This window comes from Nonomuraea longicatena (assembly GCF_039525605.1).
Classification (GTDB): Bacteria; Actinomycetota; Actinomycetes; order Streptosporangiales; family Streptosporangiaceae; genus Nonomuraea; species Nonomuraea longicatena.
The window spans coordinates 80,203-103,860 of sequence record NZ_BAAAHQ010000013.1; the positions used below are offsets into that span (position 1 = coordinate 80,203).

General features: G+C 70.1%; 19 protein-coding genes. 9 read left to right on the forward strand and 10 right to left on the reverse strand.

Annotated elements, in window-relative coordinates:
* Positions 1 to 26: 26 nt before the first annotated feature.
* Positions 27 to 665, reverse strand: a complete 639-nt coding sequence (locus ABD120_RS15125) for a DUF305 domain-containing protein (RefSeq protein ID WP_343950494.1) — start codon at positions 663 to 665, stop codon at positions 27 to 29.
* A 166-nt stretch (positions 666 to 831) separates the two neighbouring features.
* On the opposite strand from ABD120_RS15125, the gene ABD120_RS15130 reads away from it, so the two are divergent.
* Entirely contained in the window at positions 832 to 2,259 is a 1,428-nt protein-coding gene (locus ABD120_RS15130) for an LVIVD repeat-containing protein (RefSeq protein ID WP_343950495.1), read from the forward strand.
* A 154-nt stretch (positions 2,260 to 2,413) separates the two neighbouring features.
* Here the strand turns inward: ABD120_RS15130 and ABD120_RS15135 are convergent, their stop codons facing one another.
* A complete protein-coding gene (locus tag ABD120_RS15135) occupies positions 2,414 to 3,277 on the reverse strand; it encodes an RDD family protein (protein WP_343950496.1) in 864 nt (287 codons plus the stop codon).
* 30 nt (positions 3,278 to 3,307) lie between these two features.
* On the opposite strand from ABD120_RS15135, the gene ABD120_RS15140 reads away from it, so the two are divergent.
* Complete coding sequence (locus ABD120_RS15140) at positions 3,308 to 4,300, forward strand: stage II sporulation protein M (protein WP_343950497.1); 993 nt, start codon at positions 3,308 to 3,310, stop codon at positions 4,298 to 4,300.
* A 99-nt stretch (positions 4,301 to 4,399) separates the two neighbouring features.
* On the opposite strand, the gene ABD120_RS15145 is transcribed toward ABD120_RS15140, so the two are convergent.
* Genes ABD120_RS15145 through ABD120_RS15165 form a run of 5 tightly spaced genes read right to left on the reverse strand, consistent with a single transcriptional unit; the run spans position 4,400 to position 9,743 of the window.
* Positions 4,400 to 5,764, reverse strand: coding sequence for a DUF58 domain-containing protein (locus tag ABD120_RS15145; RefSeq protein ID WP_343950498.1), 1,365 nt, complete (start codon positions 5,762 to 5,764; stop codon positions 4,400 to 4,402).
* Positions 5,764 to 6,744, reverse strand: a complete 981-nt coding sequence (locus ABD120_RS15150; RefSeq protein WP_343950499.1) for an AAA family ATPase — start codon at positions 6,742 to 6,744, stop codon at positions 5,764 to 5,766. The genes ABD120_RS15145 and ABD120_RS15150 overlap by 1 nt, the downstream gene beginning before the upstream one ends.
* A complete protein-coding gene (locus ABD120_RS15155; protein ID WP_343950500.1) occupies positions 6,734 to 7,873 on the reverse strand; it encodes a DUF4350 domain-containing protein in 1,140 nt (379 codons plus the stop codon). The genes ABD120_RS15150 and ABD120_RS15155 overlap by 11 nt, the downstream gene beginning before the upstream one ends.
* Positions 7,870 to 8,475 (reverse strand): DUF4129 domain-containing protein, encoded by a 606-nt coding sequence (locus ABD120_RS15160; protein ID WP_343950501.1) that lies wholly within the window; start codon positions 8,473 to 8,475, stop codon positions 7,870 to 7,872. Before ABD120_RS15160 ends, ABD120_RS15155 begins: the two co-directional genes overlap by 4 nt.
* Positions 8,463 to 9,743, reverse strand: a complete 1,281-nt coding sequence (locus ABD120_RS15165) for a DUF7847 domain-containing protein (protein WP_343950502.1) — start codon at positions 9,741 to 9,743, stop codon at positions 8,463 to 8,465. Before ABD120_RS15165 ends, ABD120_RS15160 begins: the two co-directional genes overlap by 13 nt.
* A gap of 258 nt (positions 9,744 to 10,001) precedes the next feature.
* On the opposite strand from ABD120_RS15165, the gene mtrA reads away from it, so the two are divergent.
* From mtrA to ABD120_RS15195, 6 genes are all read left to right on the forward strand, one after another.
* Positions 10,002 to 10,679 (forward strand): MtrAB system response regulator MtrA, encoded by a 678-nt coding sequence (gene mtrA, locus ABD120_RS15170; protein WP_106236674.1) that lies wholly within the window; start codon positions 10,002 to 10,004, stop codon positions 10,677 to 10,679.
* Between the two features lie 20 nt (positions 10,680 to 10,699).
* Entirely contained in the window at positions 10,700 to 12,439 is a 1,740-nt protein-coding gene (gene mtrB, locus ABD120_RS15175) for an MtrAB system histidine kinase MtrB (protein WP_343950503.1), read from the forward strand.
* Positions 12,429 to 14,162, forward strand: a complete 1,734-nt coding sequence (locus ABD120_RS15180) for an LpqB family beta-propeller domain-containing protein (RefSeq protein ID WP_343950504.1) — start codon at positions 12,429 to 12,431, stop codon at positions 14,160 to 14,162. Before mtrB ends, ABD120_RS15180 begins: the two co-directional genes overlap by 11 nt.
* A 324-nt stretch (positions 14,163 to 14,486) precedes the next feature.
* A complete protein-coding gene (locus ABD120_RS15185) occupies positions 14,487 to 15,161 on the forward strand; it encodes a ComF family protein (protein WP_343950505.1) in 675 nt (224 codons plus the stop codon).
* 769 nt (positions 15,162 to 15,930) lie between these two features.
* Complete coding sequence (hpf, locus tag ABD120_RS15190; RefSeq protein ID WP_343950506.1) at positions 15,931 to 16,593, forward strand: ribosome hibernation-promoting factor, HPF/YfiA family; 663 nt, start codon at positions 15,931 to 15,933, stop codon at positions 16,591 to 16,593.
* A 253-nt stretch (positions 16,594 to 16,846) separates the two neighbouring features.
* Positions 16,847 to 17,548, forward strand: coding sequence for a response regulator (locus ABD120_RS15195; protein ID WP_343950507.1), 702 nt, complete (start codon positions 16,847 to 16,849; stop codon positions 17,546 to 17,548).
* 465 nt (positions 17,549 to 18,013) lie between these two features.
* Here the strand turns inward: ABD120_RS15195 and ABD120_RS15200 are convergent, their stop codons facing one another.
* Positions 18,014 to 19,186: a winged helix-turn-helix domain-containing protein gene (locus ABD120_RS15200; RefSeq protein WP_343950508.1), complete on the reverse strand. Its 1,173-nt coding sequence runs from the start codon at positions 19,184 to 19,186 to the stop codon at positions 18,014 to 18,016.
* Between the two features lie 61 nt (positions 19,187 to 19,247).
* On the reverse strand, positions 19,248 to 19,574 hold the full coding sequence (locus ABD120_RS15205; protein ID WP_343950509.1) for an HGxxPAAW family protein: 327 nt from the start codon (positions 19,572 to 19,574) through the stop codon (positions 19,248 to 19,250).
* Between the two features lie 143 nt (positions 19,575 to 19,717).
* Here ABD120_RS15205 and secA point away from each other — a divergent pair, with 143 nt between their 5' ends.
* Positions 19,718 to 22,504: a preprotein translocase subunit SecA gene (gene secA / locus ABD120_RS15210; RefSeq protein ID WP_343950510.1), complete on the forward strand. Its 2,787-nt coding sequence runs from the start codon at positions 19,718 to 19,720 to the stop codon at positions 22,502 to 22,504.
* A gap of 324 nt (positions 22,505 to 22,828) precedes the next feature.
* Here the strand turns inward: secA and ABD120_RS15215 are convergent, their stop codons facing one another.
* Entirely contained in the window at positions 22,829 to 23,287 is a 459-nt protein-coding gene (locus ABD120_RS15215) for an Rv3235 family protein (RefSeq protein ID WP_343950512.1), read from the reverse strand.
* Between the last annotated feature and the right edge of the window lie 371 nt (positions 23,288 to 23,658).

Consider the following 23,658-nt stretch of genomic DNA (forward strand, 5'->3'; position numbering starts at 1 on the left):
TGCGTCGGGTCGTCGTAAGAGCGTTCTCAGGCGAGTTCCTTCTGCATCTGCTGCATGCGGCGGATCTCGGCCGTCTGGGTGATCGACACATCGCCCGCCAGTTCCTCGATGCGCACGTGGGAGCCGTTTCGCAGTACGGTCTCCGCCATCTTGATCGCGCCCATGTGGTGCTTGATCATCAGCTGCAGGAAGAGCCGGTCGAAGGCGGGCCCGGTGGCGGACTTCAGCGACCCCAGTTCCTCGGGCGTCGCCATGCCCGCCATGCCCTCGTGGGCGGCATGGTGCTCGGGGACCTTCTGGCCCAGCTCCTTGAGCCAGGTGGTCATGTACTGGATCTCGGGGCCCTGGGCGGCCTTGATGCGGGCGGCCAGGCCCTTGAGCTTCTCGGCGGCGGCCCGGGTCGGCGCCAGCGCGGACATGTCGATCGCCTGCCGGTGGTGCACGATCATGTCCTGCATGAACTTCACGTCCGCCGCGTTCGCGGTCGGCGTGGGCGCGGCGGTGGCCGCCTCCGACGGCGAGAGGGTCCGCGCGACCTCTCCCGGACGGCCAGGCGCGAGCACGGGGGCGGTGGAGTCCGCCTGCGGCGGCAGGGACTCCTTCGCGCTGCTGCATCCGGCGAGAACGACGAGCGTGCCCATGACGATGCTGAGCGCGGCGCGCAACTGGCCTCCTTGACTGACCCGGGGTCGTGAGAGCGCACTCTAGACGAGCCGGGCGAGTCTTGGAAAGACGGCAGACCGCCAGATTATTTGACAGATTACCCGCTTGGTTACAGTGGGTACTTCATACGAAGATTTGGACATTTATGCCCCCTTTATAGGAGGACTAGTGTTAACCCCCCGAAAGATCATCGTGTTGGCAGGCGCGGCGGTGGCGCTCATCGCCGGGTCACTGCCCGCGCAGGCGGCCACGAGCATCCCCGCGCCCGGTGAGATCGTGAAGAGCGACAACGTGCGGCACGTCCTCAACGTGCCCAAGCCCGCCGCGCTGACCGACATCAACACCGACATCGCCTTCCAGGGCGACTACGCCTATGTCGGCAACTACTCGGGCTTCTCCATCTACGACATCCGGCGCCCGTCGCGGACCAAGCTGGTCAGCAGCGTGGTGTGTCCCGGTGGCCAGATGGACGTCTCGGTGCACGGCAACCTGCTGTTCGCGGCCGTCGACTCCTCCCGCAACAACGACTCGTGCAACAGCACGAGCCAGAGCGCGGCGATCAAGGAGTCGTGGGAAGGCGTCCGCATCTTCGACATCAGCGACAAGTCCAACCCGAAGTACGTCAAGGCCATCGAGACGAACTGCGGGTCGCACACCCTGACGCTGGTGCCCGGCAAGGGACGTGACCGTAACCGCAACATCTACGTCTACGTCTCCTCGTACGGCCCGCGCGCGACCTTCCCCGACTGCGCGCCGCCGCACGACAAGATCTCCATCATCAAGACGCCGCTCCGCGACCCGGCCGCCTCCGCGATCGTCGCGACCCCGGTGCTCTTCCCCGACGGCGGCAACCCCGGCAACGGGCTGCCCTACCCCGACGGGAAGTCCGCCACCAGCGGCTGCCACGACATCACCGTGTACGCGGAGAAGGACATCGCCGCCGGTGCCTGCATGGGTGAAGGCGTCATGCTGGACATCTCCGATCGGGTCAACCCGAAGGTGACGGAGACCGTACGGGATGATGTGAACTTCGCGTTCTGGCACTCCGCCACGTTCAACAACGCCGGCACCAAGGTCGTCTTCACCGACGAGCTCGGTGGCGGCGGCGCGCCCACCTGCAACGCCGCGATCGGGCCGAACAGGGGCGCCAACGCGAACTACGACCTCGCGAACGGCAAGCTGACGTTCAAGAGCTACTACAAGATCGACAGGCACCAGGCCGACTCCGAGAACTGCGTCGCGCACAACGGCTCGCTGATCCCGGTCAAGGGCAAGGACATCATGGTCCAGGCCTGGTACCAGGGCGGCGTCTCCGTGGTGGACTTCACCGACACGGCGCGTCCCGAGCAGATCGCCTTCTTCGAGCGCGGGCCCGACAACACCGCCCCGGCGCTCAACGGAGGCTTCTGGTCGGCGTACTACTACAACGGCTACATCTACGCCTCCGACTTCAACCTGGGCCTGGACGTGCTCCAGCTCAACGACCCGCGGACGAACAAGGCCAAGCACGTCAAGTTCGACGTGTTCAACCCGCAGACCCAGACGTCGTACGCCGAGCACGGGCACGACGATGACGATGACGATGACGACGACTGAGTGAACCCCCACTCACCCGTCTGACCCGACGGCGGCGCAGGGAACCCCTGCGCCGCCGTCGGCGTTTCGCCCTCGGCGCGGGCGGGGTGTCGGGAGGAGTGCGGTGAAAACCCGGATACGCGACGCACCGGCACAGTACGCTTACGGAGCGTTGTCAGGTAGGGGGTCTCAAACCTCCCGGAACCGTGGGTGGCGGTTCCGGGAGGTTCTCCTGTCTGCGGGTGTAGCCGTAGCCGGGCGTCGGGATCTGGCCGTAGCCTGACGGCGTGGACTGCCGGCGCGCCAGCCGTGCCAGTTCCCTGCGCCGCCGTTCCGCCAGCACCGCGCTCACATAGGCATGCGGCGGCACCCCGTACGGCGCCGCAGGCGACACGTACGCCGCGACCTGCGCGGCGATCCGTCCCCCCATCTCGTGCTGTACGTGCGGCGCCAGGTCGTGCCACCGGGTGAGGTACTGCCTGGCGGCATCGGCGACCTCGTTCGGCAACTGCGACAGCTCCAGCCCCGCCGCCCACATCTCCAGCTGCGGTGGCATGCCGACCGGCTCCGCCTGGCCGCGCGGCCCCCGCTCCGAGATCACGATGGTCCCCGCGAAGATGTCGCCGAGCCGCTTGCCCCGCTGGGAGATCAGCGAGGTGATCAGCGCGGGCGCCCCCATGAACAGCCAGAATTCCATGAACCCGGCCAGCCCTCGCATCAGCGCCTGCCGGAAGCGCTCCGGCCCGCCGTCGTCGGCCACCACCCGCAGGCCCATGGCCAGCTTGCCGAGGCTGCGCCCCCGCGTCACGCTCTCGAAGATCACCGGATACCCGACGGTCACGAGCACGATCATCAGCAGGTTGACCGCGGCCCACAGCGCCATGTCGCTGATCTCGGCGAACGCGCCGATCAGCAGCGATATCCCGATCATCAGCGTCAGTTGCGCCAGCATGTCGATGATCAGGGCGGCGCCGCGCGAGGGCGTCTGCGCCACGCGTACTTCGACGACGACCGCGTCGCCCGTCACAACCTCGGACATACCGGGAGCCTAGTCGGTGACAATGGTCAGGTGGATATCGACGCGTTCATCGCCGCCCATCGTCCGGCGTGGGACCGCCTGGAGCATCTCATCGCCCGGCGCCGCACCCTGACCGGGGCGGAGATCGACGAACTCGTCGAGCTCTACCAGCGGGTTTCCACGCACCTGTCCATCGTGCGCTCGGCGTCCACGGACGGGATCCTGGTCGGCAGGCTGTCGGCGCTGGTGGCGCGGGCCCGTTCGGCGGTGACGGGCGCGCACGTGCCCGCCTGGCGGGAACTGGCGCGCTTCTTCACGGTGTCCTTCCCGGTGGTCGCCTACCGGGCGCGCTGGTGGTGGCTGGGGACGACGGTGGCGTTCGTGGCGCTTGCGTGGATCATGGGCGCCTGGGTGGCGGGCAGTCCGGAGGTCCAGAACGCGGTGGCCAGCCCCGAAGAGATCACCCAGCTCGTCGAGCACGACTTCGCCGACTACTACTCGGAGAACCCCGCCGCCTCCTTCGCGAGCCGGGTGTGGATCAACAACGCCTGGGTCTCGGCGCTCATGCTGGTCGGGGCGATCTTCGCGGGTATCCCGATCCCGTACTTCCTCTTCCAGAACGCCGCGAACGTCGGCATCAGCGGCGGTCTGATGGCCTCGCGTGGCAAGCTCGACATCTTCTTCGGCCTGATCACCCCGCACGGGCTGCTGGAGCTCGCCGCCGTGTTCCTGGCCGCCGCCGTCGGCCTGCGCCTCGGCTGGACGGTCGTCGACCCGGGGCCGAGACGCCGTACCGAGGCGCTGGCCGAGCAGGGCCGCGCGGTCATGGCGGTGGCGCTGGGGCTGGTGGTCGCCCTGTTCGTGTCCGGGCTGATCGAGGCGTTCGTCACGCCGTCCGGGCTGCCGACGTGGGCGCGGATCGCGATCGGCGTGCTCGCCCTTGTGGCCTTCCTCGGGTACGTCGGCGTCTACGGTCACCGCGCCGCCCGCGACCAGGAGACCGGTGATCTCGAACGCGCCCCGGACGTGGCCCCGACGGCCTGACCCGGCACCAGGGCACGCGAACGGCGCGGGGCCTGTCTGAGCGGTGCGGTCCACCTGCGAGGCGCGGGCCTGCTGAAGATGGCTCCTGCGACCTTGCGCCTACAGGCGTCCGGCCGCCTTCAGGGCCAGGTAGGCGTCGGCCAGCGCGGGGGCGATGTCCTCAGGAGGCGCGTCCACGACCTCCACGCCGTTCCTGCGCAGCCGCGCGACGATCCCCCGCCGTTCCATCCGGGTGAACTCGGCCGCCGCCGCGTCGTACACCTCCTCCGCGGTCCCCCTGCGCGCCGCCATCGCGGCGACCGCCGGGTCGGAGACCGCCGCCACCAGCACCAGATGCCGCGACGACAACTGCGGCAGTACGGGCATCAGCCCCTCGTCCAGCGCGGCGGCGTTCAGGTCGGTGAGCAGCACCACCAGGCACCGGCGCTTGGCCCGCGCCAGGATGGCCGCCACCATGCCGGGCGAGTCCGTCTCGACGAGTTCGGCCTCGATCGGCGCCATCGTGTTGACCAGCGTGGTCATCAGCTCGGACCGTGACGCTCCGGACAGCCAGGCGCGCACCGTCCGGTCGTAGGCGAGGAAGTCCACCCGGTCGCCCGCGCGGGCGGCGAGCGCGGCCAGCAGCAGCGCCGCGTCCATGGACCAGTCCAGCCGGGGCCAGCCGGGTTCCGGCGACCCGGCACCGGAACGCCGGGACTTCGGCGGTTCGCCGGCGAGCGGCACCGGCGCCCGGCCCACCCGTCCCGCCGACGTACGACCGGTGTCGAGGACGATGAGCACCCGGCGGTCGCGCTCGGGCCGCCAGGTACGGACCACGACGTCACGGCGGCGCGCGCTGGCCCGCCAGTCGATGGAACGCACATCGTCGCCGACCACGTACTCGCGCAGCGAGTCGAACTCCGTGCCCTGGCCGCGTACCAGCGCCGGATGCTGCCCTTCCAGCTCGCGCAGCTTGGTGAGGCGCGCAGGCAGGTGCTTGCGCGACAGGAACGGCGGCAGCACCCGCACGCTCCACGGCACGCTGTGGCGTCCCTGCCTGGCGGCCAGGCCGAGCGGGCCGAGCGAGCGCACGGTCACCGAGTCCGAGGCCCGCTCGCCCCGGCGGGTCGGCGTCAGCGTGAGCGTGAGCCTGCGGCGTTCGCCGGACGGCACGTCCAGGGCCAGCTCGCGCGGCCCGGCGCCGGCCGAGGGCGGCCACGCGTCCCGCAGCCGCCCCTTCACCCGGCGTGAACCGGGGTTCTCCACGATCAGCTCGACCCGCCCCTGCTGGCCGAGCCGCAGCAGCGTGTCTCCGGAGCGGTGGAAACGCAGCGGGCGCACGGCGCCCGCCAGCACGAGATCGACGATGATCGCGGCCGTCAGCAGCAGCAGCCAGCCGAGCAGCGCCCAGCCGGGCGCGGGTGCAAGCAGCACCGCGACGATCCCCGCCGCCGCGACCAGCGCGGCCCGGCCCGTGAGAGTCATCAGCGCGGGACCGGGACCGAGGCCAGGATGCCGTCGAGCAGGCCGTCGGTGGTCGCGCCCTCCAGTTCGGCCTCGGGCCGGAGCTGCACCCGGTGCCGCAGCGCGGGCCTGGCCAGCGCCTTGACGTCGTCCGGCGTGACGTACGGCCGCCCGGACAGCCACGCCCACGCCCGCGCGGCCGACAGCAGTGCGGTCGCCCCGCGCGGAGAGACGCCGAGCTGCAGCGACGGCGAGACGCGGGTGGCGCGGCAGAGGTCGACGACGTACCCGAGCACCTCGGGGGCCACGTGCACCTGCGCGACCGCCGCGCGGCCGGCGGCGAGATCCTCGGCGGTGGCGACGGGCTTGATCTCGGACAGGTCGCGCGGGTCGAAGCCGAGCGCGTGCCGTTCGAGGACCGCGATCTCCTGATCGCGCGGCGGCAGCGGCACGGTGAGCTTCAGCAGGAAGCGGTCGAGCTGCGCCTCCGGCAACTGGTAGGTGCCCTCGTACTCGACGGGGTTCTGCGTCGCGCACACCACGAACGGGTCGGGCAGCCCGCGCGCCTCGCCGTCGACGCTGACCTGCCGCTCCTCCATCGCCTCCAGCAGCGCGGCCTGCGTCTTGGGCGGTGTCCGGTTGATCTCGTCGGCGAGCAGCAGGTTGGTGAAGACCGGCCCCGCGCGGAACTCGAACTCGGCCGTCTTCGCGTCGTAGATCAGCGAGCCGGTCACGTCGCCGGGCATCAGGTCCGGCGTGAACTGCACCCGCTTGAAGTCGAGGTCCAGCGCCGCGGACAGGGTCCGCACCATGAGCGTCTTGGCGACGCCGGGGACGCCTTCGAGCAGGACGTGGCCCCGGCACAGCAGCGCGATGACCAGGCCGGTCACCACGGAGTCCTGGCCGACGACGGCTTTGGCCACTTCGGAGCGCAGCGCGCCGAGCGCCTGTCGTGCCGCCTCGCCCGACGAGGCGGAGCGGATCGTCTCCTCAGTGTTCACTGACGTTCCTTTCGATGGAGTCCAGATACCCCGCCAGGGCGACGAGCGCGGCGTCGTCGGCGGGCGGGGGACCGTACAGGGCGGAGCCGAGCTCGTGTGGGTTTCGCCCGGTACGCGCGGCGAGCGCCGCGACGACCTCCTGCTGCCCGGCGCCGTAGCCGAGGCCGAGCAGCGGGGTCAGCCGGTCGATCGCGCCCGCCCTGAGCACGTCTGCGGCCCGGTCACGGGCGCGCCCGGAGCGGTAGAGGCGGCCACGCCCCTCGACGGTCTCGGCCGCGCGCACGATCACGGGCAGCTTCTCGGTCACGACCGGACCGAGCCGCCTGCCGCGCCAGAAGGCCGCGACGAGGACGGCGAGGACGGCGCTCAGCGCGGCCCACGGCACGTTCGGCGGCACCAGTTCGCTCAGTGGCCTGCCGCCGGGGCCCGCGAGGTTCTGGGGCGGCCGGGGCGGGTCGACCAGCCAGGTCACGGCCTTCTCCGTGCTGAGCAGGCTGAGGGCGAGCGCGGCGTTGCCGTCTTCGGCGAGGTGGCCGTTGGTCATGAAGGTGCCGCTGCCCACGACGGTCGTGGTGCCTCCGGGCTGCTGGAACGACACCAGGGCGGCGCCCTTGTCCGCCGGGTAGCAGCCGTTGGCGCCGCTGAAGGTGTATCCGCCGATGTGCACGCTGCCCGCCGCCCGTGCGGCGGGCAGGCCGCAGTCGGGCTCTCTGGACCGCTCGCGGACCTGGCCCTGCGGGTTCGCGCCCGGGGCGAGCCGGTCGAGTCCCGCGACGGTGCCGACGACGACGCGGTCGCCGGTGAGCGCGGCCAGGCGGTCGAGGTCGTCCCAGCTCAGGTGGGTGGTGCTCGTGACGAGCAGCAGCCTGTCCCTGCCCTTGGCCACGGCCGAGGCCACCGAGTCGACCCGGTCGACGGTGACGCCGCGCTGGCGCAGGAGCTGGGCCAGCGCGGCGGAGCCGGACAGTCCGGTGTCGGCCGGGTCGAGGAAGCGGGACTCGCCCTGTGCGGGGGCCAGCAGCGCCGCGCCGACGGCGGCGAGCGCGACGAGCGCGGCGACGGCGAGTGCGAACCTGCCCGTGCGCCACATCGACCTCGCGGTGCGCGAGGTGCTGGTGGAGGTGCTCATGCGAGGATCGGCCTCGCCGCCTGGAGTCGCTCGTCGAGCGAGCGCATCCGCGTGTACGCCTCCGGCGTGCCCGGCCGGCCGCCGTAGGCGATGTCGTCGAAGTCCCGCGCCGCCGCGACGAGTTCGGCCGCGAAGCCGGGCAGCGCGGCGCCCGCCTCGGCGGCGAGTTCGTCGGCCGTGCGGCCGGGCATCCCGTCGACCAGCGCCCTGGCCTCAAGGTCGCGGGCGATGGCCCGCAGTCGTTCCTGGACGGCCTCCGCCCAGTGCTCCTCGGCGGCCAGGCGCTCGGCCGTGGCCCGGTGCTCGGCCGCAGTGAGCTCGCGGGTGTCGAACAGACGGGCGGCGGCCGCCGCGTCACGTCTGGACGTCCTGCGCAGCCACCACACGACGAGCCCGACGACCGCCAGCAGGATCAGCGCCAGCCCGATCGCGGCCAGGACCCCGCCCGCCCCGCCTCCACCGGGCAGGAGGTCGGTCAGGTCGCCGAGGAACTGCTGGACCTTGCGCATGATCGTGGCGGGCAGGAACTCCTTCGCGTACCCGGGCTTCAGGAGTTCCTCGAACGCCGCGCGGGCGCCCTGGCCGCGCTCTACCGGTGCCACGGCCCGGCGGAGTTGGACGGGTGCCACAGGTCGTCGGCCGAGACGTGCACCCAGCCCTGGCGCTGCTGCTCGATCGCGGCCGTCTGCAGCACGAGGTCGAAGGCCTCTTCGCGCATGCGGCGGTCGGTGTAGAGGATCGCGGAGACTGCGGCCTGGAAGGGGTAGACGATCATCGAGGCCACCGTGGCGCCGATCGCCAGCAACGCCGCCGTCAGGACCACCGTGCCGGACTCGCCGAACTGCAGCAGCTGCGCGACGACGTTGAAGGGCACCTTGATCGCCATGCTGACGAGGTAGGCGAGGATGCCGGTGAGCAGGGTGATGCCGAGCACCCGCCAGAACTGGCCGCCGACCAGTTGCCATGAGCGTCGCATGGCGGCGACGGGCCTGCTGCCCTCCAGCACCACGGCCGGGGCGGCGAAGGAGAAACGGGTGGAGAAGAACACCGCGTAGAGGAGGTAGGCGATCATGACGAGGATCAGGATCCCGACGAGCCCGATGGCGTTGCCCCTGTCGGCGTTGGCGATGAGCAACCCGAAGATCACGAAGATCGGGATCAGCGGGGCGATCATGATCAGGCCGGTCAGGAGCACGACGCCGAACAGCGCGGGCATCCTGCCCTTGACCAGGCGCCAGGCCTCGGCGGGCCCGAGCCTGCCGCCGAAGACGGAGCGGCCGAGGATGCGGGTCAGCACACCGGTCAGGATCGTGGTCACCACGAAGGCGATCACGCTGGAGATCAGCAGGCCGCCGTATCCGGCGATCAGGCCCTCGACGGCGCCGGCGAGCCCGCCGTTCCTCAACGCCCCGGGGTCGGACACGTCGGTGAGGGCCGTGACCAAGAACGACTCGCCGACCGCCGCAGGTACCGATACGATCACGGCGGCCAGGGCGGACAGGCCGAGGATCGCCTTCGGGTTGGACCTGATGAACTTGAACGAGCCGTCGAGGATGTCACCCAGCCCCAGCGGGCGCAGCGGGATGATGCCGGGCCGCAGCGCCTGGGGCGGCGGCGGGTAGCCGTAGCCGGGAGGCGGCGGATGCGCGCCGTAACCGGGCGGAGGGGGCGGCGGCGGGGCGCCGTGGCCCTGGTACGGGCCGTGGCCGGGCGGCGGCGGCGGGGGAGGAGGCTGGGGTGGCGGTGGTGCGTACGGCTGGCCGCTCGCGCCGCCGGGCGCGGTCCACGGGGACGCCTGCGGAGCGCCGTAGGGTGGGGGCTGCTGGGCCGACCATCCTGGTGGCCGCTCAGGCGTGGGACCGTCTGACATATCACCAATCCTGGCATGGTGGTTGGGTCAATGGGTCCGCACGAGCGTTTCATCCCCGACATTTCGGGTCTTTCTGGCCTGCACTGCAGTTCAGGGATGGCCGAAAGCCGCTCGGTTGCCGCAGACTGGCTTTGCGGTGTCGCAACGAGTCTAAAATCCGGCTTTTGATGTGCTGAGGTCGAACCCATGAGCTGGGCAAGGGTAACCTACAGCAATCGTGCGGGTATGTCCCACAATGCGTAGAACGAATGAGGGGCCATGAAGGGTCGCGTGCTGGTCGTCGACGACGACGCCGCTCTCGCCGAGATGCTGGGCATCGTGTTGCGCGGAGAAGGCTTCGAACCATCCTTTGTCTCCGACGGGGACAAAGCCCTCGACGCGTTCCGGGATACACGCCCGGACCTGGTTCTGCTCGACCTGATGCTGCCGGGGGCCGACGGCATCGACGTCGCGCGGAGGATCAGGGCGGAGTCGGGGGTTCCGATCGTGATGCTCACCGCCAAGAGCGACACGATCGACATCGTGCTCGGACTCGAGTCCGGGGCGGACGATTACATCGTCAAGCCGTTCAAACCGAAGGAGCTCGTGGCTCGGGTGCGGGCGCGGCTGCGCCGTACGGACGAGCCGACCCCCGAGATCCTCCAGATCGGGGACATCACCATCGACGTGGCCGGGCACTCGGTCAAACGGGGTGAGGAGACCATCAACCTCACCCCGCTGGAGTTCGACCTGCTGGTCGCGCTCGCCAGGAAGCCCCGCCAGGTCTTCACCCGCGAGGTGCTGCTCGAACAGGTCTGGGGTTACCGGCACGCCGCCGACACCCGCCTGGTCAACGTGCACGTCCAGCGCCTGCGCGCCAAGATCGAGAAGGACCCCGAGCACCCCGAGATCGTCGTGACGGTCAGGGGCGTCGGGTACAAGGCGGGTCCGGCCTGACAGCCGCCCCGCATCGATCCATGCCCCCGAACCGGACCGTGCGCGCCCACCGCCGGACCCTCCGCCAGGTACTCGGCGGGGTCCGGCGGCGGGCCAGGCGTGCGGTCGGCGGGGCCCGCCGCGTCTGGCGCCGCTCCCTGCAGCTCCAGGTCGTCACCAGCACTCTGGTGATCTCCGTGACCGTGGTGGCCGTCCTGGGCGCGTTCCTGTTCCAGGAGATCAACAAGAACGTCGTCGAGGGCCGGGTGCGCGTGGCCGCCAACGAGGTGCTCAACGACCGCCTCCAGATCTCCTCGGCGCTCGCCCAGCAGAAGACCGAGACCTCGGGCAAGGCCGCGGAGCGCGGCAGCGTCCGGCTCGGCCCGCTCGACGAGGCGCTCGACTCCATCGCCGGGGTCCCGGAAGACGCCCCCCGGATGCGCTACGACCTGCTCGTCCTCAACCGTGAGGCGCCGGGCAACTCGCGTGCCGTCGGCAACGTCGAGCAGCGGCTCATCCCCCACGAACTGCGGGACGCCCTCAGGATCGACAAGGACAAGCGCGACTTCGACCATCCGCCGCGCACCTGGCTGACCACGCTGCCGGTCAACGGCGACAGCCGTCCCACACTCGTCACCGGCATCCTGCTCCACGACCCCGCCAACGCGCAGACGTACGAGATCTACCACTTCTTCCCGCTCACGCAGGAAGCGGAGATGCTCTCGTCCGTCCGCCAGCTCCTCGTCGTCGTCGGGGTCGGCCTGGTGCTGCTGCTGGCCGCCATCGCCTACCTCGTCGCCCGGCAGGTCGTCACCCCGGTACGGCTGGCCAGGCAGGCCGCCGAGCGCCTGGCCGCCGGCAAACTCGACGAACGCCTCAAGGTGCGCGGCGAGGACGACCTCGCCCGCCTGGCCACCTCCTTCAACGAGATGGCCACCACGCTCGCGCTCAAGATCCACCAGCTGGAGGAGCTGTCGCAGGTGCAGAGGCAGTTCGTCTCCGACGTCTCCCACGAGCTGCGCACCCCGCTCACCACCGTGCGCATGGCCGCCGACCTGCTCTACGACGCCCGCGAGGACTTCGACCCGATGGCCGCCCGCTCGGCCGAGCTCATGCAGGCCCAGCTGGAACGTTTCGAGTCCATGCTCGCCGACCTGCTGGAGATCAGCCGCTACGACGCCAGGGCCGCCACGCTCGACCTGGACTCGACCGACGTACGCGACGTCGTGCTGCGCGCCATCGCCGACTCCGAGGCGCTGGCCGAACGCCACTCCACCCGCTTCGAGCTGCGGCTGCCCAACGAGCCCTGCATGTCCGAGATCGACAGCAGGCGGGTCGAGCGGATCCTGCGCAACCTGCTCTTCAACGCCATCGAACACGGCGAGGGAAAGGACATCGTGGTCTCCGTCGGCGCCGACCGCGACGCCGTGGCCGTCGCCGTACGCGACCACGGGGTCGGGCTCAAGCCCGGCGAGGACACCATGGTCTTCGACCGCTTCTGGCGGGCCGACCCCTCGCGGGCCAGGACCATCGGCGGCACCGGGCTCGGCCTGGCCATCTCCCGCGAGGACGCCTCCCTGCACGGCGGCTGGCTCCAGGCGTGGGGGCAGCCGGGCGACGGCTCGCAGTTCCGCCTCACGCTGCCGCGCACGGCGGGCGCCGACCTCAAGGGCTCGCCGCTGTCACTGGTCCCGCCGGAGGTCGAGATGCGCCGCACGTGGCGCGGGCACATGACGCCCGTCCTGTCGCCCGCCATCGCGGACGGTGCCCATGACGACTAGCAGGATCGGCCGGGCCTGGGCCGCCGCCACACTTCTGATCGCCGTGGTCTGCGGCTGCTCGGTCGTCCCCGTCGGCAGGGCGGGCGGCGGCGAGGACTCACCCGTCGGCGACCCCATGAGCAAGCAGTTCGTCCGGATGGTGGCCTTCCCGCCGCGCCCCGAATGGACCGCGGAACAGGTCGTCCAGGGACTGCTGGCCGCCATGGCCGCCTACCCCGACGACCAGGCCACGCTCGCCGAGTACCTCACGCCGAAGGCCAGGTCCGCCTGGAAGCCCGCAGGACCCGTCACCGTGGTCCAGGACACCTCCAAGCTGGAGGCCGACGAGGAGCGGGGCACCGCCACGCTCCCCGGCGTCCAGATCGCCGGCATCGAGAGCGACGACCGCTACGTGCCCGTCACCGGCGGCGGCCAGCGCACCTTCAAGTACACGCTGAAGAAGGCCGCGAACAAGGCCGGGCAGCCCGTCTGGCTCATCGACAGCCTGGACGACGGGCTGGTCCTCACCGCCGCCGACGTCGAACGCTCCTACCGCCCCGCCAAGCTCTACTTCCTCGACGGCGGCAGCGGACCGGACGGCCGGGGCAGCGTCGTCTCCGACTCCGTCCGCGTGCGCCTGCGGCCGGACGAGAACCTCGCGGAGACCATCGTCCGGCGCCTGCTGAAAGGACCCAGCTCCGCCCTGCGCGGCGCGGTCACCAGCGCGCTGCCCGAGAACCTCAGCGTCGAGTCCGTCACCGCCACCGACGAGCGCATCGTCATCAACCTCGACGGGTTCGTCGACCTCGCCTCGCTCAACCTCGACGGGATGAAGGCCCAGCTCGCCTGGAGCCTGCGGACCCTCGCCTCCGGCAACAGGCCCATCGAGCTCCATCGCGACGGCGAGCCGCTGGCCGCCGGGCTCGGCTCCATCGCCCTGGAGGACTACAAGAGCTGGGGCTCCGACCACGGCAGCGGGACGGCGTACTACACGAGCGGCGGCGAGGTGCGGTGGATGTCCGGCGGCGACGGCCCCGGCAACCCCGTCCACGGGCCCGCCGGGCAGCGCAACGAGTACGCCGACCTCGCCCTGTCGGCCGGTGCCGACCTGGTGGCGGGGGTGGCCCAGGACGGCATCGTGGTCACCCCCGACACTCCGGAGGGGACCTGGCAGCGGGTCATCCAGGGCGACAAGCTGACCGGGCCGAGCTGGCATCGCGACGGGTCGCTCTGGACGTACGACCGGAGGGCGGGCGCCGTGCTGCGCTCCACCGCCGACCCCGCGCAGCCGCCGACGCGGATCGCGGCGCCCGCGCTCGACGGGCTCGACGTCACCGACCTGAGGATCGCCCGCGACGGGGTGCGGGTCGCCGTGCGCATCGGCTCGGGGGAGATACGGGTGGGCGCCATCACCGGGGGCGGCTCGGCCATGATGCTGGGCAACTTCCAGTCGCTGCTGAAGGTGCCGGACGGGCAGCAGATCACGGACGTGGCGTGGCGGGACGACGAGCACCTGCTGATCCTCATCTCCAGCAGCAAGGCCGGGCCGTCGGTCCAGGAGATCAACGTGGGTGACGGGAAGGCCGCGGCGCTCACCTTCGCCGACAAGCGGGTGAAGAGCATCGCCGCGTCCGGGTCGCGGATCCTGGCGGGGACCGGTCAGGAGATCATCGAGTACAAGGACCAGGGGTGGACCACCAACGTCAAGGAAGGCGCCCAGTACCCGATCTTCCCCCTCGGCTGACCAGGGGCCGGTGCGTCTCCCGGCTCGGCCGGTCTCGGAGGTGGGTGGCCTTTCCCGCTCGCCCTTCCAGGGCCGGTGGCGTCTCTCGGCCCGGCCGGTCTCGGAGATCGGTTGCCTCTCCCCGCCCGGTGGACCCGGGGCGGCTGACATCTCCTGAGTGGCCCGGTGGACCCGGGGCCGCTGACGTCTCCTGAGTGGTTGATCTTGGGGGCCTGGCTGAACCGGGCTCGCCTTCTTGGCGGCTGATCGCGGGAGCGGCGGCTTCTTCCTCGTTGGCGCTGTCCGTCGCTGAAACTGTCGGTGACGGCGTGCATGCTGTGCGTCATGTTGAACGCGTTCCTCGACCTGGTGCTCCCTCAGGGCTGTGTCGGCTGCGACGATCCGTGCGGCCCGCTGTGCCCGGGATGTGCCGCCGTATGGCCCGCGCGGCGGACGCCGGACTCGCCGCAGCGGGGATTGCCCGAGTGCTGGTCGGCCGCCGACTACGCGGGCCCGCTGAGGCGGGCGATCCTCGCCTACAAGGAGCGCGCCAGGACGGCTCTGGCGGCCCGGCTCGCCGAGATGCTGGCCTTCACGGCGGTGACGGCGCTGGGGGGCCGCCCTCCGCCCGGGCGGGTGGTGCTGGTCCCGATCCCCAGTGCCCGCCGGGCCGTGCGGGCGCGCGGCCACGACCCCGTCGCCCGGCTCGCCGCGCTGGCCGCTCATCGGATGGGCGCGATGGGGGTGTGCGCGGTGTCCCGTCCGATGCTGGCCCTCTGTCGCCGGACGGCCGACCAGGCGGGTCTGAGTGCCACGGAGAGGGCCGCCAACCTCCACACCTCACTCAGGGCCACCTCACGCCTGCGCGTCGCGTCTGAGGGGCCTCTGGTCCTCGTGGACGACATCGTGACGACCGGCGCCACCCTCGCCGAGGCATCCCGGGCGCTCCATGCCGTCGGCGCGGACCCGCGACTGGCCGTCACCCTCGCCGCGACGCGCCGAAGACGGCCTTCATGCTGACGGCCGTCCGAGGAGGCGGCCGTCCGGCGGGGCGCGTCCGGTTGGGCGGGCAGGTTTTCGCCCGGTGGGTGGGGGCTGGCGGGTGGCTGGTGGGTGGGCGGTGTGTGGTGGGTGGGCGGGCGTTCGCGACACGCCGGGGGCTGTCGTGTTCTGGCGCTCACGGTGGGTAAAGCAACGGTCACGTCGGCTCACCGGCCTCACGGGTGTGTGTGAGGCCCTCGGTTCGTTCTCCGTACCAGCTCGCGGCCTTGAACGGAGCGTCGCTTCAGGAATACGGACAGGTCCAAACGGGTACGGCCAGATGCACGTAAGCCGGACGAATATCACGGAAAGTGATCATTTGACCGACCCTCCGGCTGACATTCCCCGCCGATCCAGATAGCGTTCAGTCATGGCACCCGTTCGGGTCCGTGGTTGCGCAGAGCCGGGGCTCCCGGCTCTGCTAGCCGATGCCAGCCGCAGGCTAAACGGTCCACGTAAGGCGACTCTTTGTCGACCGATCACGGTGCGGCTTAGGGGTAAGTCCTGCCTTCCCGGGGGTCCAGATGTCCCCCGTCAGGAGAGAAGGGCGGTAGTGGCAGCAGAGCTGCGAAACCCTCAGCAGGCGAATGTGGGGTCGAAGACCAGGTCGGCCGGGCGGGTGCCACACAAGTTCCCGGTGACGAAGCGTCGGATGAGGGTAACGGTGAGAGAAAGGTTGACGAACCTCACTCGGCACACACGCCGTCGGGTGCTCTTTGTCAGTCATTAGACGAAGGGGGGCTGCTGCATGGACATCATCGTCAAGGGCCGGCACACAGGAGTGAGTGACCGGTTCCGAGACCAGGTGACAACCAAGCTGGCCAGGATCGAGCGTCTGGACAACAAGCTCATTCGAGTCGATGTGGAGGTGTCGAAGGAACGCAACCCGCGTCTCGCCGGCCAGCGTGAACGCGTCGAGTTGACCATCACCACCCGGGGCCCGGCCATCCGCGCCGAAGCCTCGGCCGACGACCGGTTCGCCGCTCTCGACCTCGCCCTCGACAAACTCGAAGGCCGCCTCAGGCGCCTCGCCGACCGACGCAAGGTGCACCACGGCAACCACTCCATCCCTTCCGTGGCCGAGCTCACCGCGAGCCTCGGCGACATCGCCCCGGTGGCACCGGCACCGGCCGCGGCGACCCCCGAGCGCTCGGCGGCAGAGGACGCCGACCTGCCCGACGACAAGCAGTACGACGACATCGTCCCCATCGAGATGGACGGCGACGGGCCGCTCGTCGTCAGAGAGAAGCACCACAGGGCCGAGCCCATGACCATCGACCAGGCCCTCCTGGAGATGGAGCTCGTCGGGCACGACTTCTACCTGTTCCGCGACAAGGAGAGTGGCCAGCCGAGCGTCGTCTACAACCGGCGCGGCTACAACTACGGCGTGTTGCGGCTCGTCGAGCCCTAGTCGCCGGATCAGAAGATCCTCTCGACCACCCTAGAACCGCGGCACCCGTGCCATCATTGGCGGTTCAACGGCTCTGGCCCCCCACAGGAGGAGACGTGAGCGAGCGAAGTGTTCGCGGATGCGAACTCCGAGCCCTCCGGCGAGGAGTTCCGACCGGCGAGCCCACGCGAAGCGATCGACGTAGTCGCGAGGCCGGCAAGGGCGGTCGCGCGAGAGGGTGCGCAACGGGCGCGGAGCCGACGAAGGAGGCTCTGTGACCGACGGCGGCGAGTCCCCCGTGTCAGGCAGAGGCGAGCCGATCCGCGTGCTGATCGTGGACGATCACGAGCTGATCAGGCGCAGTCTCGCACTGGCACTGGCCGCTGAGGCCGATATCGAGGTGGTAGGAGAGGCGAGCGACGGGCAGGAGGCGGTCGAACTGGCCGACCGGCTCATGCCGGACGTGGCGCTCATGGACGTCCGTATGCCGCGTCAGGACGGCATCGAGGCGACCAAGGGCATCAAGGCGTCGGTCCCCAGCACCCGCATCATCATGCTGACGGTGAGCGACGAGGAGGAGGATCTCTTCGAGGCCATCAAGGCGGGTGCCACCGGTTACCTGCTGAAGGACGTCCAGATCAACGACGTGCCCGACGCGGTGCGCGGGGTGCACGAGGGGCAGTCCCTCATCAATCCGGCCATGGCGGCCAAGCTCATCACCGAGTTCGCCAACATGAGCCGCAAGGAGGCCGAGCGGCCGCCCCAGTTGCCCGTGCCCCGGCTGACGGATCGTGAGATGGAAGTGCTCCGGCTGGTGGCCAAGGGCATGAACAACCGGGAGATCGCCAAGCAGCTGTTCATCTCGGAGAACACCGTGAAGAACCATGTCCGGAACATTCTGGACAAGCTGCAGCTGCACTCGCGGATGGAGGCCGTGGTCTACGCGGTCCGCGAACGCATGCTGGAGATCACCTGAGGGTGTGAGTCCCAGTCCGCCGCCGGCCGTCCGCTCCGGGCGGCCGGCGGCGGGGCCCGGGTGCGGCCCTGAGGGCTTCCGCAGGGGGCCGACGGTGGAGCTTTGGGGGCGCGGCGGCTGAGGGCTCCGTTCAGCGTCGGCGTGTGGGAGGAGCGTGTCCCCGGAGGGCGCCCGCCATCGGCGGCGGGGCCTGGGGTGCGGACCTGAAGGCTCGGCTCACGGGCGGCGTCGCGGCGGGGTGCGGGGCGGGGAGGAGCGTCTCCCTGGAGGGCACCGGCCATCGGCGGTGGGTGGGGGTATGCGGGCTTCGCCGTAACGCGGAGGCGGGAGCCCTTGGCTCCCGGCCCACGACGGCGGGTCAGGCGGGCTTCGCCGTTACGTGGAACCAGAAGCCGTGGCCCTTGCCCATGACGGCGGGTCAGGGGGCTTCGGGTAGCAAGGAAGCTGCGGCCCGCCACAGGCGGGTCAGGGGGACGTTTCCAGGAATGTCCTCAGATCGGGGTGGTGCACGCGCACGCTGTCACACCCCACCCACGACGCCGCCGACCACAGCGCCTCGCGTACGGCCTCGCCCCACTTGACCGCCGACACCCCCGGCTCCAGGCTCAGCTGCCGGGCCACGAACGTCGACCCGTCACGGGCCGGGTCGACGCGGCCGATCAGCCGCCCACCGGCCAGGATCGGCATCGTGAAGTAGCCGTGGACCCGCTTGGCCTTCGGAACATAGAGCTCAAGCGTGTAGTCGAAGCCGAACACCCGCGAGGTGCGGCCCCGGTGCCAGATCAGCGAGTCGAACGGCGACACCAGCGTCGTGCGATGACGGCCGCGCGGCGCGGAGGCGAGCGCCACCGGGTCCGCCCACGCCTTGACCGGTGCGCCCGAAGCGCCCCAGCCGGAGACCTGGACCGGCACCAGCCCGGCCGCACCGCCGGCCAGCGCCTCTTCGAGCAGCGAGCGGTGGTGGTTGCGCACCCGGATGAAGTCGACCAGGTCGGCGGTCGTGGCCACGCCGAGCGAGGCGCCCGCGATGCGGGTGAGACGTGTGATGCACTCCTGGTCGCTCAGTTCCTCGCCGAAGTGCTCGGCGGGGATGGCGCGTTCGGCGAGGTCGTAGACGCGACGCCAGCCCGTGCGCTCGGTGCAGACGATCTCGCCGATGTCGAGCAGCCACTCCAGGCCGATCTTGGACTCGGACCAGCTCCACCAGCCGTCGGCCGACGCACGGGCGCCGCCGACGTGGGCGGTGGTGACGGGACCTTCGGCGCGCACCTGGTCGAGGAGCTTGTCGATGCCGTCGGGGACCTGGTGCCAGCGGTACTGGCGCTCGCGGTAGGAGCGGCGGCGGAAGGAATAGAGCGGCCAGTGCTCGACGGGCAGGATGCACGCGGCATGGCACCAGTACTCGAAACTGCGCGCGGGCGAATGCCAGTAGGCGCTCTCGATCTGGCGTCTGCCCACGGCGCCGAGGCGGGCGTAGGCGACGAGCTCGTGCGAGCGGGCGAGCACGGAGACGGTGTCGAGCTGGACGGCGCCGAGCCTGCGGAGCATCGAGTGGACCCCGCCCTTGCGGCCGTCGGCGCCCAGCAGGCCCTGCGCGCGGAGGATGAGCCTGCGGGCCTCGTCGGCGGTCAGAAGCATGCCGGGAATGCTAACGGCGGGCACCGACAGAAAACACCGGGGGCCCGCCGTCGCACCTGACTCAGCGGTGGTCTTCGGCCGACATTCCCACGCGCGGAGCGTCGATCACGACATCGGAGAAAATGTCGAAAACCAGGCCCAGGATCCCGCTGACCACGATCAGCCCGATGCCGGTCCAGATGAGCGGCCAGCTTTCGACGGGCATTCCCACGCCGCTCGCGGTGAAGCCCACGAGTCCGACAGTGACGGCCAGCCACGACGACGGCCGTCCCGCGTGGCTACCCAGGTTCTCTCCGCCTGACATGGCTTTCCCTTCTACAAGACTCTCGACTGCCTGTCCTTGGTGCGAGAGCGGTCTACTTCGGCATACGCTCAGCCGAAGCCCCATTGTCGCAGACGGGGAAGTCGACTCCCTCGCCGCATTGGCTGTGCCAGGCGGCCGGACGGCCTACGATGGCATCGGGGAAGTTTGTCTCGGCCTCTCCTCCTGGCGGCGCCGCCGGGGTAGACCTGCGAGGAGCTTTACATAAAGTGGCAGCCATTCTCGACAAGATCCTACGTGCCGGCGAAGGCAAGACTCTCCGCAAGCTCAAGCGGCTCGCCGATCAGGTCAACTCCATCGAGAGCTCCTTCACGAGCATGACCGACGCGGAGTTGCGTTCGATGACCGACGAGCTCAAAGAGAGGCACGCCGACGGCGCCACTCTCGAAGAGCTGCTGCCGGAGGCGTTCGCGACCGTCCGCGAGGCGGCCAAGCGCGTCCTCGGCCAGCGCCACTTCGACGTGCAGATCATGGGCGGCGCCGCGCTGCACATGGGCAACATCGCGGAGATGAAGACGGGTGAGGGCAAGACCCTGACCTGTACGCTGCCGGCGTACCTCAACGCCATCTCCGGCAAGGGCGTCCACGTCATCACGGTCAACGACTACCTGGTGCGGGTCGGCGCCGAGAACATGGGCCGCGTCTACCGCTTCCTCGGCCTCGAAGTCGGCATGATCCTGGCGAACCAGCCGCCCGACGAGCGCCGCAAGCAGTACGAGGCCGACATCACGTACGGCACCAACAACGAGTTCGGCTTCGACTACCTGCGCGACAACATGGCCTGGTCGCTCGACGAGTGCGTGCAGCGCGGCCACAACTTCGCGATCGTCGACGAGGTCGACTCCATCCTCATCGACGAGGCCAGGACGCCGCTGATCATCTCCGGTCCGGGCGAGCAGTCGGGCAAGTGGTACGCCGAGTTCGCCAAGATCGTCCCCAGGCTGCGGCGCGGCGTCGAGGCGAAGAACACCGGCGAGGAGAGCACCGGCGACTACATCGTCGACGAGAAGAAGCGCACGGTCGGCATTCTTGAGGACGGCGTGTCCAAGGTCGAGGACTGGCTCGGCATCGACAACCTGTACAAGCCCGAGCACACCCACCTGGTCGGCTTCCTGAACAACGCCCTGAAGGCGAAGGAACTGTTCAAGAAGGACAAGGACTACATCGTCTCCGACGGCGAGGTCCTCATCGTCGACGAGTTCACCGGGCGCATCCTGCACGGCCGCCGCTACAACGAGGGCATGCACCAGGCCATCGAGGCCAAGGAGGGCGTGAAGGTCAAGGACGAGAACCAGACGCTCGCCACCGTCACGCTGCAGAACTACTTCCGCCTGTACGACAAGCTGTCCGGCATGACCGGCACCGCGGTCACCGAGGCCAACGAGTTCCACCAGACGTACAAGCTCGGCGTGGTCCCGATCCCGACCAACCGGCCGATGGTCCGCAAGGACCAGGCCGACGTGGTGTACAAGACCGAGGACGCCAAGTTCTCGGCCGTGGTCGACGACATCGCCGAGCGCCACAAGGCGGGCCAGCCGGTCCTCATCGGCACCACCTCGGTCGCGAAGTCCGAGCGGCTGTCGAAGGCGCTGCGCCGCCGGGGTGTGACCCACGAGGTGCTCAACGCGAAGAACCACGCGCGCGAGGCCGCGATCATCGCGGAGGCCGGGCGCAGGGGCGCGGTCACCGTCGCCACCAACATGGCCGGACGAGGCACTGACATCATGCTCGGCGGCAACGTCGAGTTCCGCGCCGACCTCGAACTCCGCCAGCGCGGCCTCGACCCGATCGAGACGCCGGAGGAGTACGAGAGCGCCTGGCCGGAGACGCTGGAGAAGACGAAGGCGGCGGTCAAGGCCGAGCACGACGAGGTCACCGAGCTCGGCGGCCTGTACGTCCTCGGCACCGAGCGCCACGAGTCGCGCCGCATCGACAACCAGCTGCGCGGTCGCGCCGGCCGCCAGGGCGACCCCGGCGAGTCCCGGTTCTACCTGTCGCTCGGCGACGACCTGATGCGCCTGTTCAACTCGGCCCGGGTCGAGATGATCATGACCAGGCTCAACATCCCCGAGGACCAGCCGATCGAGTCCGGCATCGTCTCCAAGGCGATCGCCTCCGCCCAGCACCAGGTCGAGCAGCAGAACTTCGAGATCCGCAAGGAAGTTCTGAAGTACGACGAAGTCATGAACCGCCAGCGCAAGGTCATCTACGCCGAGCGCCACCGCGTCCTCGAAGGCGCCGACCTGCACGAGCAGGTGCGCGGTTTCGTCGGCGACGTCATCGACGGCTACGTCTCGGGCGAGACCGGCGAGGGCTTCGCGGAGGAGTGGGACCTCGACAAGCTGTGGAAGGCTTTCGGCGGGCTCTACCCGGTTCAGCTCAAGCTGGACGAGCTGATCGAGGAGGCCGGCGGCCGCGAGGAGATGACGGCCGAGCTGATCTCCACGCGGATCAAGGAGGACGCCCTCAAGGCGTACGACCGCAGGGAGGAGGAGCTCGGCCCCGAGGTCATGCGCGAGTTCGAGCGCCGGGTGATCCTCTCGGTCCTCGACCGCAAGTGGCGTGAGCACCTCTACGAGATGGACTACCTGCGCGAGGGCATCGGCATGCGGGCCTACGCGCAGAAGGACCCGCAGATCGAGTACCAGCGCGAAGGCTTCGAGATGTTCTCCGGGATGCTGGAGGGCATCAAGGAGGACTCGGTCGGCTTCCTCTTCAACATGGAGGTCGAGGTTCAGGAGAACCCGATCGTCGAGGAAGAGGACTCGATGATGGTCGAGACGCGCTCGATCATCGCGCGGGGGCTGCGCGGGCCGGACCGTCCGGCGGAGCTGGAGTACACGGCGCCGGGCGAGCAGGGCGAGGTCGAGCACACGAGGGTGCGCACGTCGGCCGAGCGCGCCGCGTACGGGAACGTGGAGCGCAACGCGCCGTGCCCGTGCGGGTCGGGCAAGAAGTTCAAGCGCTGCCATGGAGACCCCAAGAACGCTGAGTGACGGCTTCTCGACCTCGGCCCCGTTCCTTCTCGGACGGGGCCGAGGTCGTTCGGTCTGTTCAGGTCCCGTTGCCTGTGCAGGACCTGGTGTCTGTCCGGGCCTGTCGTCTGCGCAGGCGTCTGTCCGGGCTTGTGTCCATGCAGGGCCCGCCGTCTGTCCGGACCTGTCGTCTACCGGACCTGTCGTCTGTCCGGGCCCGTTGTCTGTGCAGGGCCCCTTGCCGTCACGGCCCGGCCGCACCACCCGCCACCCGCCGTCGTTCCCCTCGGCCGGTCGCTCCACGCCACTCGGGCGGTGGGGCCTGATCGCCGTGACGACGTGCTGTCACGCGGTTTCGAAGTCTGTGCACAGCCATTGCATGCCCAGGCGTTCCAGGCGGGCGGCGAGGACGTGGCTGCGTTCACCGCAGTGGACCAGCAAACACATCTCCACCGCGCCGTCCCTGGGTTCTGTGACGTGCGGGATGCCCGCGAAGGGCGGCCGGGGGGACTCGATCATCTGTCCGGCCCTGAGCAGTTCCGCGTAGGCCCGGTCGGACAGCCGGTCGGCGACGCTGGCCGGAGGGCGCCTGCCTGCGAGCACCTCGGCGAGGGCCTGTCCGAAGTGGCGGAGCTTGCGCTCATCGGGGATGGCGCCCGGCGGGCCCCAGACGAGAGGGCGGAAGTCGAGGGCCAGGGCGCCGTCGGTGGGCGGCGGGGTGTCCTTGGGGGTTTCGCCGTCGTAGGGCGGGTCGGGGAGGGGGGAGTTCTCGAAGTGGGGGATGGGCTCTTCGAAGGCTGACATCTGTACCTCCTGGAGAAGGCCGGGGGACGGGGAATCGATATAAGGAGTTTTCGGCCTCGGCCCCAGATACATCTCCGGCCAACTTTTTTCGGCGCCGCCCTGGGTTGCCCGGATATCCGAAGAAGATTCCGTCGATCTGGAGCCCGCGATTTTGATTCCGGACAGACCAAGATTCCTTTGAAAAGATCCTCAAACCCTGTCGTCAGGGATGTGGGCGAACACGTGCAGGAGCCTTGAAAACCCAAGGATCTGCATCAACGATTCTCGATATCGACGTTGTCGGACGAAACCCTCACGAAGCTTTCCAGCGGCACGGCGGGAGGCGGGGCCCTACACTCCTCGACGCGGGGGCGCGGGGGCGCGGGGGCGCG